Annotated in this window: 15 protein-coding genes and 1 riboswitch; of the genes, 4 read left to right on the top strand and 11 right to left on the bottom strand. The window is 37.1% G+C overall.

The annotated features are described in order from the left end of the window. The first annotated feature begins 3 nt into the window (after positions 1 to 3). Complete coding sequence (gene gltC, locus EK386_RS17470) at positions 4 to 906, top strand: glutamate biosynthesis transcriptional regulator GltC (RefSeq protein ID WP_126660464.1); 903 nt, start codon at positions 4 to 6, stop codon at positions 904 to 906. Positions 907 to 994: 88 nt separating this feature from the next. On the opposite strand, the gene EK386_RS17465 is transcribed toward gltC, so the two are convergent. The 10 genes from EK386_RS17465 to EK386_RS17420 form a co-directional block, all read right to left on the bottom strand. After that, entirely contained in the window at positions 995 to 1,855 is an 861-nt protein-coding gene (locus EK386_RS17465) for a MetQ/NlpA family ABC transporter substrate-binding protein (protein ID WP_126660463.1), read from the bottom strand. 62 nt (positions 1,856 to 1,917) lie between these two features. Next, entirely contained in the window at positions 1,918 to 2,586 is a 669-nt protein-coding gene (locus EK386_RS17460) for a methionine ABC transporter permease (RefSeq protein WP_126660462.1), read from the bottom strand. Further along, positions 2,579 to 3,604 carry a methionine ABC transporter ATP-binding protein gene (locus EK386_RS17455; RefSeq protein ID WP_126660461.1) on the bottom strand — a complete coding sequence of 342 codons (1,026 nt, stop codon included), beginning with the start codon at positions 3,602 to 3,604 and terminating at the stop codon, positions 2,579 to 2,581. Before EK386_RS17455 ends, EK386_RS17460 begins: the two co-directional genes overlap by 8 nt. Before the next feature lie 172 nt (positions 3,605 to 3,776). After that, positions 3,777 to 3,881, bottom strand: a riboswitch (SAM riboswitch). A gap of 62 nt (positions 3,882 to 3,943) precedes the next feature. Then, positions 3,944 to 4,246 carry a thioredoxin family protein gene (locus EK386_RS17450; RefSeq protein ID WP_126660460.1) on the bottom strand — a complete coding sequence of 101 codons (303 nt, stop codon included), beginning with the start codon at positions 4,244 to 4,246 and terminating at the stop codon, positions 3,944 to 3,946. A 96-nt stretch (positions 4,247 to 4,342) separates the two neighbouring features. Further along, positions 4,343 to 4,687, bottom strand: coding sequence for a toprim domain-containing protein (locus EK386_RS17445; protein WP_126660459.1), 345 nt, complete (start codon positions 4,685 to 4,687; stop codon positions 4,343 to 4,345). Between the two features lie 148 nt (positions 4,688 to 4,835). Continuing rightward, positions 4,836 to 5,219, bottom strand: a complete 384-nt coding sequence (gcvH, locus tag EK386_RS17440; protein ID WP_126660458.1) for a glycine cleavage system protein GcvH — start codon at positions 5,217 to 5,219, stop codon at positions 4,836 to 4,838. A gap of 80 nt (positions 5,220 to 5,299) precedes the next feature. Next, a complete protein-coding gene (locus EK386_RS17435) occupies positions 5,300 to 5,656 on the bottom strand; it encodes an arsenate reductase family protein (RefSeq protein WP_126660457.1) in 357 nt (118 codons plus the stop codon). 160 nt (positions 5,657 to 5,816) lie between these two features. Further along, on the bottom strand, positions 5,817 to 7,598 hold the full coding sequence (locus EK386_RS17430; RefSeq protein WP_126660456.1) for an acyl-CoA dehydrogenase FadE: 1,782 nt from the start codon (positions 7,596 to 7,598) through the stop codon (positions 5,817 to 5,819). A gap of 142 nt (positions 7,599 to 7,740) precedes the next feature. After that, entirely contained in the window at positions 7,741 to 8,913 is a 1,173-nt protein-coding gene (locus tag EK386_RS17425; protein ID WP_126660455.1) for an acetyl-CoA C-acetyltransferase, read from the bottom strand. Positions 8,914 to 9,042: 129 nt separating this feature from the next. After that, positions 9,043 to 11,427: a 3-hydroxyacyl-CoA dehydrogenase/enoyl-CoA hydratase family protein gene (locus EK386_RS17420; RefSeq protein ID WP_126660454.1), complete on the bottom strand. Its 2,385-nt coding sequence runs from the start codon at positions 11,425 to 11,427 to the stop codon at positions 9,043 to 9,045. Positions 11,428 to 11,733: 306 nt separating this feature from the next. Here EK386_RS17420 and EK386_RS17415 point away from each other — a divergent pair, with 306 nt between their 5' ends. Next, positions 11,734 to 12,051, top strand: coding sequence for a thioredoxin family protein (locus EK386_RS17415; protein ID WP_126660453.1), 318 nt, complete (start codon positions 11,734 to 11,736; stop codon positions 12,049 to 12,051). A gap of 132 nt (positions 12,052 to 12,183) precedes the next feature. Continuing rightward, complete coding sequence (locus EK386_RS17410) at positions 12,184 to 12,387, top strand: 2-hydroxymuconate tautomerase family protein (RefSeq protein ID WP_126660452.1); 204 nt, start codon at positions 12,184 to 12,186, stop codon at positions 12,385 to 12,387. Between the two features lie 51 nt (positions 12,388 to 12,438). Here the strand turns inward: EK386_RS17410 and EK386_RS17405 are convergent, their stop codons facing one another. Continuing rightward, positions 12,439 to 13,125: a YjjG family noncanonical pyrimidine nucleotidase gene (locus EK386_RS17405; RefSeq protein ID WP_126660451.1), complete on the bottom strand. Its 687-nt coding sequence runs from the start codon at positions 13,123 to 13,125 to the stop codon at positions 12,439 to 12,441. Between the two features lie 112 nt (positions 13,126 to 13,237). Here EK386_RS17405 and EK386_RS17400 point away from each other — a divergent pair, with 112 nt between their 5' ends. After that, positions 13,238 to 13,747: a C39 family peptidase gene (locus EK386_RS17400; RefSeq protein ID WP_126660486.1), complete on the top strand. Its 510-nt coding sequence runs from the start codon at positions 13,238 to 13,240 to the stop codon at positions 13,745 to 13,747. The last annotated feature ends 101 nt before the right edge of the window (positions 13,748 to 13,848 follow it).

Genomic DNA, 13,848 nt, shown 5'->3' with positions numbered 1-13,848 from the left:
ATATTGGAATTACGCCAATTGAGGTACTTTGTAGAAGTAGCAGAACGAGAGCATATTTCAGAAGCAGCAGAACATCTACATGTCGCACAGTCAGCAGTCAGTAGACAGATTGCAAACCTTGAAGATGAGCTAGGAACACCACTTTTTGAACGCGTTGGGCGAAACGTAAAGCTAACGCCTATAGGGAAAGTCTTTCTCGAGCATTGTATTACCGCGTTGAAGGCAATTGATTTTGCAGCAAAACAAGTAGAGGAGTATTTAGATCCTGCAAAAGGAACAATTAAAGTCGGATTCCCTACAAGTTTAGCAAGCTATGTATTACCAACCGTTATTTCAGCATTTAAAAAACAATACCCAGATGTTTCCTTTCATTTACGCCAAGGGTCCTATAAGTATTTAATTGATGCTGTAAAAAACCGCGATTTAAACTTAGCTTTTTTAGGGCCTGTTCCTTCAAAAGATGAAGCAATTGATTCTATGATTCTATTTAGTGAAAAAGTGCATGCGTTACTACCTGCAAATCATCCATTAGCACAACGAGACCGATTGAACTTAACGGATTTACGAAAAGAAAATTTCGTACTTTTCCCAGAAGGCTACATTTTACATAAAGTGGCAGTAGACGCTTGTAAATCAGCAGGGTTTGTTCCAAATGTCACTTCTGAGGGAGAAGATATGGATGCATTAAAGGGGTTAGTAGCAGCGGGAATTGGCGTCACATTATTACCAGAAAGCTCTCTTTACGATTCAACTCCACGTCTTACAGTAAAAAAAGCAATTGATAATCCGAATATTACAAGAACGGTCGGGGTCATTCATCCGACAAACCGGGAGCTAGGTCCATCTGAAAAAGTATTTTTAGAATTTATTAGCACTTTCTTCTCGCGGTTGAATCAGTTTGTGTAATTTTTATTAGTTCTCAATTTTATCTAATATTCATAAATAAAAACAGACCTTTGGAGATTTGTTCCCCAAAGGTCTTTTCTTTTACAAATTATTCACTTACAGGTACTACTGCGCCGCCCCATTCTTCAATAATGAAGTCTTGGATTTCTTTCGTGCGTAATACGTCTACTAATTTTTTGATTGCTTCGTTATCTTTATCTTCAGAACGAACAGCAATAACGTTTACGTATGGAGATTCTGAACCTTCAATAGCGATTGAATCTTCAAGTGGATTGATACTAGCGTCGATTGCGAAGTTTGAGTTAATAACAACTGCATCTCCTTCGCCCTCTTCATAATACGTTACTAACATTTCTGGAGCTGAGCTTGCATCGATTACTAAGTTTTTAGGGTTTTCAACGATATCATCTAAAGTTGCAGCAGTTTTGTCAATGCCGTCTTTAAGTTTGATTAATCCTTCAACTTCTAACATTGATAAAATACGACCTTGGTCAGTCACAGAGTTTGAAATAATAATTGTTGCACCATCAGGAAGTTCATCTAAAGATTTATATTTTTGAGAGTAAATACCGATTGGCTCGATATGGATCCCACCAGCATTTACGAAATCATAACCTTTTTCAGCAATTTCGTTTTCTAAATAAGGAATATGTTGGAAATAGTTAGCATCTAATTCACCAGAGTCTAAATCTTGGTTTGGCATTACATAATCTTGGTAAGGCTCGATCACTAAATCTACACCTTGTTCAGCTAAAAGTGGTTTTGCTTGTTCTAAAATTAAATCATGTAAGCCGTTAGAAGCACCTACAGTTAGAGTTGTAGTTTCTGTTTCTTCCGTTTTTCCATCATCAGTTGATGCGTTTGTAGCTGGTTCTTCTTCAGAACTGCCACAAGCTGCTAATGCTAGTACGACTACCGATAGTAATAAAAATGATAATAATTTCTTCATTTTGACTTTCTCCTTTTGTTGTTATGATATATGTGAACGGGTATCCCCGAAAACACCAAGCGTTAACGTTTATCCGCTTTTGTTGTAATAAAGTCCCCAATTAATTGAATAATGAAGACGATAATTAAAATGATAATCGTCGCCATAAGCGTTACATCATCTCGACTTCGTTGGAAGCCATCAATAAACGCTAAGTTCCCTAATCCACCTGCACCAATAATACCTGCCATTGCTGTATACCCAACTAATGTAACTGCCGTCACAGTAATACCAGAAAGAAGTGCCGGTAACGATTCAGGAATGAGAACTTTCCAAATAATTGTCGATGTTTTTGCACCCATTGAACGAGCGGCTTCTAATACACCTTTATCAATTTCACGTAATGCAATTAAAACCATACGTGCATAAAAGGGAGCAGCACCGATTATTAATGCTGGTAATGCCGCATTCATCCCACGAATTGTTCCTAATAAAAACTTAGTAAACGGGATTAATAAAATAATTAATACGATAAATGGGATTGATCGGAAAATATTTACAAGTGAGCCTGTAATAAAGTTCGCAATTTTGTTTGCCCATATTTGATGTGGACTTGTTAAGAATAAAATAATCCCTATTGCTAAACCTAGTACAAATGTGACAACTGTGGAAATACCTGTCATGTACAAAGTTTCATATGTCGCTTCCCACATGTTGTCCCATCTTACATTTGGAAATAATCCACTAAGCATGCTCAATCACCTCCGTTTGAATCTCTAATGATTGAAGCAGCTGTAATGCTTGATTCACTTTCGATTGGTCACCATCAATTTGGACAATTAATGTGCCATATGGTCCGCCAGATGTTTGTGAAATATTCCCGTGAACAATATTTACTTCCACATTAAACTGTTTAATGAGCTGTGAAATAATAGGTTGTTCGGTTTTATTCCCAACAAATGTTAGCTTCACAATTTTTCCAGTAGGATAGTTGACTAATATTTGTTCAATCGAGTCCTTCGATTCCTTTGTCCCCGACACTTGCATGACGAAATTTTTCGTAATATCCGCTTGTGGGTTTTGGAATACTTGTAGAACGTTTCCTTGTTCCACAACTTGTCCAGCCTCCATTACGGCAACACGGTGACAAATTTTGCGAATGACATGCATTTCATGGGTAATCAAAACAATTGTAAGTCCTAATCGTTTATTAATATCTAACAACAGTTCCAAAATGGCATCCGTTGTTTCTGGGTCAAGTGCGCTTGTTGCTTCATCGCAAAGTAGTACTTCAGGATTGTTCGCTAACGCTCTTGCAATGCCTACACGTTGCTTTTGACCACCTGATAATTGCGATGGATAAGCATTATCTCGACCAGATAACCCAACTAGGTCAATTAATTCCTTCACTCGTTTATCCCTTTGTTCTTTCGGTACACCAGCAATTTCTAATGGGAAGGCAATATTATCAGCAACTGTACGTGACCAAAGTAAATTAAAGTGTTGGAAGATCATACTTATTTTTTGTCGTGCATTGCGTAGTGCATTACCAGAAATCGAAGAAACTTGCTGACCATTTACATCAACAGTCCCACTGGTCGGCTTTTCAAGTCCATTCAATAAGCGAATCATCGTACTTTTCCCAGCACCACTATATCCGATTATTCCGAATATTTCACCTTTACTTATTGATAGATTTACATTTTTAACGGCATGTATTTCACCGTTTTTTGATTTATATACTTTAGAGATATCTTTTAATTCAATCATGTTGTCTATACTCCTTTAATACGCATAACGTATTTTGTGCCCCAATTCTCCATTCTATATTAAATTCGCTATCTTGTGTACGTATATTTTAAAATTAGCAAAAAATAACCCCAACTACATAGATAAGTAGAAGGGGTTTCGCACAACATTTATTCGCTATACGTTAACCGTCCTCTCATCTTCCAAAGTATCCACTTCGCGTGACTTGGCACCTTTTCACATTTGTGATGGTTGCCGGGCTTCATCGGGCACTTCCCTCCGCCTCTCTTTATAAGAGTTACGATATTAAGTTTAAATTACTATGACAGTAACTTTATCATGGGTAATTCGTATAGTCAACTACTTTTTCAACTTTTCATATAGGTTTGGTACGGATTGGAAAGCATACAATTTTTCTACTACATTTCCACTCTTTCCAATAACCAAACAAGGCACACTTTCTATTTGATAATCCATTGCCAATGATTGAATGAAATTAATGTTTGCTTTGCCAATTGGAACGTCTGGCAAAACATTTTCAACGACTTCGAGCATTTTGGATGCAACCGCGCATGTCCCACACATTGGCGTATATAAATAAAAAGCTACAATTGGATGCTGTGTTAAATTTTGCTCCCACTGTTCAATTGTCCACTCTTGCATGTAATTCACCTAATCCCTCAATATAAAATGACGACTTACTCAATTTCGAGGAAGTCGCATGAATTTAATATTATTTTTTTCTTGATCTATTACGAACTATGATGATAAAAATTGTTTGCGAATCGAGAATTTTGCATCATATAACAAATGTGCCAGTACTTTTTTCGGAGCATTTGCTACCTCGATATATGTTCGTGGAATAAAAAGATGAACCGCCTCCGAATAAATTCTTTTCGTTAGCTTTCTCAACTTTTCACCCGATTTATCCTGATCAAATAAAGTATAAATTTTACATTCTTCAAAGGGTTCAAGTAGATCCAATAATGCTTCTTCACTAATTGTCCCATTTGTACAGATAATTTGTACACTTTCTGCAAATATCGGTTCAATATTTAACTTATCCGATCGACCCTCAACGATTATACACTTTTCAACAATCATTTGCTCACCCCACGATTTCTAAGTAATACAACTTGATAATGTTAGAAAGTATGCATAAAAAATGTGAAAATAGGTGGTTTCTTATTATATTATTGTAGTGTAAAAAAAACGCCAGTGTTTTTAACTGGCGTTTTAATATATCATATTCTTATTCTGCTTCAATTAATTCCTCATATTGCTCAGGAGTTAATAAAGTTTCTACTTCTGCGATGTCAGTTGGCTCAACAACAATCATCCATGCTTTTTCATATGGAGATTCGTTAACAAATTCTGGGCTATCTTCTAACTCAGCATTAACTTCAACCACTTTACCTGAAATCGGTGCATAAAGTTCAGAAACTGTTTTAACAGATTCAACACTTCCGAATGGTTCGTTCGTTTGAATTTCATCCCCAACTTGTGGTAATTCTACAAACACGATGTCACCAAGTTCAGATTGTGCGAAATGTGTAATTCCAATACGCACTTTACCATCTTCAACTTTTACCCATTCATGTTCTTCAGAGTAACGTAATTCTTTTGGTGTGCTCACTAAAACCCCTCCAAATTTATGTAATTATTCAAGTTCAGTTTGACATATTTTAATAGTAAAAACAAGTTAATCTATACTTTTTATTTCCACGTATTTGTGAATTCTTCCTCTTTAAATCCTAATGTAACGATTTCTCCATTTGTAACGATTGGTCGTTTAATTAGCATTCCATCAGAGGCTAAAAGTTCTAACTGTTCTTCTTCTGTCATCGTACTTAATTTGTCCTTTAAGCCTAATGATTTATACTTCATTCCGGAAGTATTAAAAAACTTTTTCAATGGCAGACCACTTTTTTCCCATAAGGATTTTAATTCTTCTTTTGTCGGTGTTTGTTCGACAATATGAATTGCCTCATACGAAATGTCATGTTCATCTAACCACTTTTGTGCTTTTTTACATGTCGTACAGCGCGGATATTGGATCAATTGCAATGTCATGGGGAGTTCTCCTTTTTTAGTATTTTCACTATTCTAACAAAAATGAAGACTATACAGTTAATAGAAAGGTTCCTAACTTTTAGAAGAGCAGGAATAGAAAACGAAAAAGAAGGAATCCCGGAGGCAATAGGATTCCTTCTAGATGGTTTCTAGCTTAGTTTTAAACGATATACTTCTCTGCTTCAATTAATTTTTGAGAAGCTTCACGTTTCTTTAATATTAAATTGTAAGGATTGCTACGAGTTAACTTACGTAATGCGGATAATGTCATTTTTCCTGCATCACCTTCAACAGAAGCTAAGATCACTTCTTTTGCTTCTTTTTCAATTTCTGCAAATGCTTCTTGGCAGAAAATTTCTGTATAAAGGATTTTTTGTTTTGCTTTTTCTGCTCCGTCTCGGTTAATCGCTTTTTGTGTACGGATGACTGCAGATTCCATTGCATATACTTGGTTTGCAATGTTCGCGATATTTACCAGCACTTCTTGTTCTGCTTCTAGCTTCGTACCAAACTTCTGAGCAGCAACTCCGGCAACTAAAATGCCAATTTTCTTCGCATTTTTCACGAGGTATGCTTCTTGTGCAAGTGGTTCGTCCCCGATATCTTCTGGCATTAGCATTAATAGCTCTTCCTGCAATTTTTGTGCTACTTGAAGAAGTGGTAATTCACCTTTTAATGCTTTCTTCATAAATGTTCCAGGTACAAGTAGTCGGTTAATTTCGTTCGTTCCTTCAAAGATACGATTGATTCGAGAATCACGATAAATGCGTTCTACTTCATACTCAGCCATGAACCCGTAACCACCATGTAATTGTACCGCTTCATCCGCAATGTAATCTAGCGTTTCTGAACCAAATACTTTTGCAATCGAACATTCAATCGCATACTCTGCTATTGCTGCTGCAATGGATCTACCGTCTTTTTGCTCCTCTTCAGACATTTGGCTTAAACGATCTTCAAAGTAACCAACTGTACGATAGTTTAAAGATTCGGAAGCATAAAGCTGTGAAGCCATCGTTGCAATTTTTTCTTTTGTCAGGTTAAAGCTTGATAAAGGTGTTTTAAATTGTTGACGTTGGTTTGTATAGGCAACCGCTAATTCAAATGCACGTTTAGAAGCTCCAACAGTCCCTACCCCTAATTTGTAACGTCCGATATTTAAAATATTGAAGGCAATAATATGGCCTCGACCAATTTCACCTAATAGATTTTCTACTGGTACTTGAGCGTCTTGTAAAATTAATGTACGCGTAGAAGATGATTTAATCCCCATTTTCTTTTCTTCCGCACCCACTGATACGCCAGGGAAATTACGTTCTACAATAAATGCCGTAAATTTATCGCCATCAATCTTTGCATAGACAACAAATACATCAGCAAATCCAGCATTTGTAATCCATTGCTTTTCACCGTTAAGGACATAATGTGTTCCTGCATCATTTAACTTTGCTACTGTTTTTGCTCCTAATGCATCAGAACCTGAACCTGGCTCTGTTAATGCATACGCTGCAATTAATTCCCCAGAAGCTAATTTCGGTAAATATTGAGACTTTTGCTCATGGTTACCGAATAACACGATTGGTAACGACCCAATCCCTACATGGGCACCGTGAGTAATTGAGAATCCACCAGCAGGAGACATTTTCTCGCCGATTAACGCAGAAGATACTTTATCTAACCCAAGTCCTTCATACTCTTCCGGAATATCTGCAGCAAGGAGTCCTAGTTCACCAGCCTTTTTCAATAGACGAACAGAATGATCAAATTCATGATGCTCTAAATTTTCCACAACTGGTTTTACTTCTGTTTCAACATAGTCAGCCGTTGTTTGGGCAATCATTTTTTGCTCATCTGTAAAATCTTCCGGTGTAATTACACGATCTAATTCCACATCTTCAATTAAAAAACTACCACCTTTAATAATATTCGTTGTTTGAACCATAACTAATTCCTCCCCAATTTTGTTTTATAAAGTTAGGAATAATTCCGCCATTTTTGAGTAGAATTCCGCCAAACTAATTAATAATTCCGCCACTTTTTGTCGAATTTCCGCCAAATCACTAAATTATTCCGCCAATCTATTTTTATAGCACTTCAAACACGCCAGCAGCACCCATACCGCCACCGATACACATTGTTACGACACCATATTTTTTACCTTGACGTTTTAATTCATTGATTAATTTTAATGTTAGAATCGTACCTGTTGCTCCTAGTGGATGACCAAATGCAATAGCTCCACCATTCACATTCACTTTCTCTATATCAATGCCTAAGTGACGCACGACTTGAATTGATTGGGATCCGAATGCTTCGTTTAGCTCCCATAAATCAATCTCTTCTTGCGTAAGACCTGCGATTTTTAACGCTTTTGGAATTGCTTCAATTGGACCAATTCCCATTACTTCTGGAGGAACGCCCCCAACTGCAAATCCTAAAAACTTTGCCATTGGTTGTAGTCCTTGCGCTGCTGCTTCTTCACGGTCCATGACAAGAACAGCTGCTGCCCCATCGGATGTTTGTGAAGAGTTTCCTGCTGTTACAGAACCTTTAACGTGAAAGGCTGGGCGTAACTTTGCTAACACTTCCATTGACGTACCTGGGCGAACCCCTTCATCTGTATCAAAAATAAACGTCTTTTTCTGAAGTTTATGATTTTCATCAACATAATGCTGAACAACTTCAATCGGAACAATTTCGTCTTTAAACTTTCCTTCTTTAATCGCTTTCGCAGCTAATTCGTGGGAACGCACTGCAAAAGCGTCTTGATCTTCTCGACTAACCTCATAACGTCGTGCTACTTCTTCAGCAGTATGTCCCATGCCCATATAATACTGGGGGGCTTCTTCTGCTAGTTTTGGATTCAAACGAACTGTATTTCCTGGCATCGGAACCATACTCATCGATTCTACACCACCCGCTATGATGGCTTTTGAATGACCAAGCATAATTCGCTCTGCTGCATAGGCAATCGACTGTAATCCAGAAGAGCAGTAACGATTAATTGTAATTGCAGGTGTAGAATCAGGTAACCCAGCTAACGCCCCAATGTTACGTGCAACATTCAACCCTTGTTCAGCTTCAGGTAATGCACAACCCATTATTAAATCATCTATTGGACCTTCATATCCTGCTCGATTTAACGTTTCCTTTACTACAATCCCACCAAGATCATCTGGCCTCATGTTCGCAAGTGATCCTTTTACCGCCTTCCCGATCGGTGTTCTTGCTCCTGCTACTATAACGGCTTCACGCATAGTGTGTATCCCCCTTATCTTATGAAAAGCAAAAGGCGCTCGCCTAGCTATAAAGTTCTTTCAACTTTTGGAGAGCTAGCGCCTGTAGCTAGACACTGTTCAAAATCTAATAATCTTAAATTTTACACATTAATTACGTAATGGTTTCCCCTTAATTAGCATGTGTTGCATTCTTGCCTGTGATTTCGGGTCGGCTACCAGTTGTAAAAATGCCTCTTTTTCAAGGTTCAATAAATATTCTTCCGACACTTCTGTTCCGTATGGTACTAATCCCCCAGCAATGACGTAAGCAAGCTTTTTCGCAATTTTCAAGTCGTGCTCACTAATATAACCTGACTGGAACATACCTTCTGCACCTAGTAACAATGTTCCATAACCTGGTGCGCCTACTACTTTTATTTTCTTTGGAACAGGTGGCTTATACCCGGCTTCATAAAGGGCTAATGCTGCTTGTTTTGCATCATATAGTAAGTGATCCGGATTGACAGAAACACCGTCAGCAAAATTAAGGAAATTATTTTCACGTGCCTCTTCTGCTGAAGTTGATGTTTTCGCAAGGGCTATCGTTTCAAATACTTTTGTTGCAATTGCTTGGTAATCAATGTCGACGCCGTTTGGAATACCTTTCAAAAACTTTTCATAGAGAGCAAGGTTTCCACCGCCTCCTGGAATTAAGCCTACCCCTACTTCCACTAAGCCCATATACGTTTCACTCGACGCTTGTATATGTGCAGCAGGTAAACAAACTTCGGAGCCTCCTCCAAGGGTCATGCCAAATGGTGCCGCTACTACAGGGACTTTGCTGTATTTAATTCGGCGCATCGCTTTTTGGAAAGCGCGAATTGTAAAGTCTAATTCAAAAATATTATCATCTTGCGCTTCTAATAAAATCATGCCAAGGTTGGCACCAACACAGAAGTTTTTGCCTTGGTTCCCGATAACAAGCCCTTTATAGTTCGCCTCTACTTCATCAATAGCAAAGTTAATCTTTTGGATAATATCGAGTCCGATTGCGTTCGATTTTGAATGGAACTCTAAAAGCGCAATGCCATCGCCTAAATCGATTAAACTTGCACCAGAATTTGATTTAATAACGCCATGTTTTTTCTTATAACGCCTTAAATCAATCGCTTTTTCGTTCACAGGTACTTTCTCATATTCTGAACCGTTAAAGTATGCTAACTCACCATCTATTTCTTTATAGAAAGATTCATAGTTTTTCGCTAATAACTCTTTCACAAAAGCAGGGATTTCTCTTCCTTCTGCTTCCATTCTTTCTACAGATTGTTTCACACCGATTGCATCCCACATTTCGAATGGTCCTTGTGTCCAGCCGAAGCCCCACTTCATCGCATTATCAATTTCAACAATTGTATCTGCAATTTCGCCCATTAGCTGCGCGGAATAAGTTAAAGTTGGAGCAAAGATATTCCAAAGTAATTCGCCTACTCGATCTTTTGCATAGACTAACGTTTTAACTTTGTTTGAAAGCCCTTTTGTTTGTTTGGCCATTTCAATAGAAGGAGTTTGTAAACTTTTTACCGGAACATATTCCAACGTATTGGCATCTATTTCAAAGATGTCTTTCCCTTTTTTCACAAAGAATCCTTGCCCTGATTTCGCACCTAACCAGCCATTTTCAACTAGCTTTTTCATTAAGTCCGGAACATCAAATACTTGTTGTTCTTCTCCTGTTGTTTGGTCATATACTGTTTTGGCAACATGTAAAAATGTATCTAATCCAACAACATCTAACGTTCTAAATGTCGCTGATTTTGGTCGACCAATTAATGGACCTGTAATTGAGTCGACTTCACCTACAGAGTATCCGCGCTCTAACATTTCTCGAAGTGTAATGAGTAAACCATATGTTCCAATCCGATTGGCAACAAAGTTTGGTGTATCTTTTCCGATTACAACTCCTTTCCCCAATACATCTTCAGCAAAGTTTTTCATGAAGCTAACTACTTCTGGCAATGTATGTTCTGTAGGGATCACTTCAAGTAATTTTAAATAGCGAGGCGGATTAAAGAAATGTGTACCTAAGAAATGTTTCTTAAAATCTTCGGAACGACCTTCCACCATCGCATTGACACTAATACCAGAAGTATTAGAACTAATGATCGAACCATTTTTACGAACAGCTTCAACACGTTCGAATAAATTTTGTTTTACTTGTAAATTTTCAACAACAACTTCAATAATCCAATCCACTTCTTGTAATTTATCTAAATCGTCTTCAAAGTTACCAACTGTTAGAAGACTTAAATTCTTTTTTGATGTAAGAGGAGCCGGCTTTTGTTTAAGAAGCTTTTGTAGCGCTCCGTTGGCAAAACGATTGCGTACTGCTGGATGTTCTAACGTTAACCCTTTCGCTTCCTCTTCTTTTGTTAATTCTTTTGGAACAATGTCTAAAATTAATGTTGGAATCCCGATATTCGCTAAGTGAGCCGCAATACCTGAACCCATCACCCCTGAGCCTAGTACAGCTGCTTTTTGAATTTTGTAAGACATAAACATCCCCCTTATCCGTCTTCTTGAATGAATACTCATTCATTTTGAAGTTAAAAAAAATAAAACGTAAAAGAAATTTCATTTAAAACAGATTTTCTGTTCTTAGTGTAGTTGATTTTGTCAATTTTAGCAATCTTTTTTATCTAAATTAACTAAAAATTTCGTTAATAGACTACAAGAAAAGCGGAAGGCGTTCGTTCAGCTCCGAAAGCAACTGGAGACTTATGGTCCCTTATTCAATAAGTCAAATTACTTTTCAAAATTAAACAATAATGTGTACACTACTCATAAGGAGCGTGAATTTAAATGAATCAAATTACAACAAATGAACAATTTAACGAAATCATTAGCAATGCGCAACCAGTCATTATTAAATTTTATGCTGGATGGTGTCCAGATTGTACACGTATGAATATGTTCATTGATCCAATTATCGAAGAATATAAACAATACGACTGGTATGAAATTAACCGTGATGAGTTCCCTGAGCTAGCAGAAAAATACCAAGTGATGGGTATTCCAAGTCTTTTAATATTCAAAAATGGCGAAAAACTAGCACACTTACATAGTGCAAACGCCAAATCTCCAGAGCAAGTCATTGAGTTTTTAACTGCTCAAGCATAAAGGAAATGGCCGTATTAGTGAGATGTTTCGACACTCATTTAATATGGTCTTTTTATATAAGGAAAACGAATACTTTTAAAAAGATTTCCTTTATACTAACAATAGTTCTAAATAATGGAGGTTCGTATTTATATGCCATACGTAAATATTAAAATTACCAATGAAGATGTAACACCTGAGAAGAAGGCAGCTCTGATCAAAGGAGCGACTCAATTATTAGTGGATGTACTCGGAAAAAACCCAGCAACAACGGTTGTCGTTATTGATGAAGTAAATACGGACAACTGGGGGATTGCAGGAGAGACTGTAACAAAGCGTAGACAAGAAGGAAAATAAGAAATGCTAGCCGATCTATCTCTGAGTGCAGGTAGATCGGCTCGTTTTATTTCATCCTAAAATAGTATGCAATTCATCTAGTCTTGTAATTTCATAAGTTGGGATTACTTTAGTGTTATTCTCTTTTCTTTGAAGATTTACCCAACATGTATCAATCCCAGCACGCCATCCTCCCGTTATATCTGCTGATAGAGAGTCGCCAATGATGAGCGCATGATCATGTTTGAAGTTTTCAATTTGTGAAAAGACATGATCAAAAAATTCTTTCATTGGTTTTTGATAGCCGGTATCTTCAGAAACAAAAACGTTTAAAAAATATGGCGCTAACCCTGAATCTTCCAATCGTTTGAACTGCGAAAAAGACGAACCGTTTGTCACCACATATAAATCATACTGTGTGTGAAGAGATTGAATTAACTCAACGGCACCAGGAATAAGATGATGGCCTTCTGACAAATAGCTCATATAACTATTTTGTAGTTCAATCCCATTCACTTGAACCCCATATAATTCAAACAAACGCGAAAATCTCGTATTGACGACTTCATCTCGGTCCATTTGATCCTCTTCATACGCTTTCCAAAGTTGGTCATTAATTTTTTTATAATCTGCTTTAATTTGTGGCGTCAATTCAAGTTGATATGCATTAAATAATTTTTGTAATGCCATATCTTCAGTTGCTTGAAAATCAAATAATGTATCATCTAAGTCAAATAATAATGTTTTATACTTTTTCACACAAACTCCTCCAACCATTACACGTGCATTCATTTCCAACTCATTATAACATTGTTTTTTTACATCTCCCTACAAATTACATAATATAGAAGAAAGGGGGCTTGAGGTGAAAATGAAAGTACAATTAAATATTAAAGGGATGTCCCAGCATAGTGAGGAAGTTTTCCCACAATATCGAAATTCGGCTTGTGGCCCTACAACGGTTTATGTCATCTTAAATTATTTAGGTCAGCAACAGCTTAACCAGGATGTAAATTCCCTTTATAAACTTCTTGGTGGTACTCCAATTGGCCTATTTAAATGGCGCCTTATTAAACGGTTACGAAAGCATTTAGGAAATGACTGGATTGTCGCAGATTGTTCCCTTTATGAAGCATTAAAACAATTAGATGCCGGTAGACCGGTAGCGATGAAGTTTGATAAATATTTTACATTCCAATTCAATTCAAAACCTACATTTAAGTATCACTGGGTTCCATTAATCGGTTATGAAATAAAAGATAGCGCCCTATACTTTATCATTCATGATAATGGTAGTCCAAATCGAGAGAGCCAAATTCGAGTTGTCCGGTATGCAGAGAATGAAAAAGTTTTAAGTTTTGTAAAAATAGAGCCGAAGTGATAGATGTGATATGCTCCCCAATAGGTAGACAGATGAAAAAACAAAATCTGTTTATCTGTTGGGGAGTATTTTTTATGGGGCGAAGTAAGCATACGATTGAA

It is taken from the genome of Lysinibacillus antri (assembly GCF_003977595.1).
Lineage (GTDB): Bacteria > Bacillota > Bacilli > Bacillales_A > Planococcaceae > Ureibacillus > Ureibacillus antri.
The sequence above is the reverse complement of the archived record's forward strand: the minus strand, read 5'-3'. Positions and strand labels throughout refer to the sequence as shown.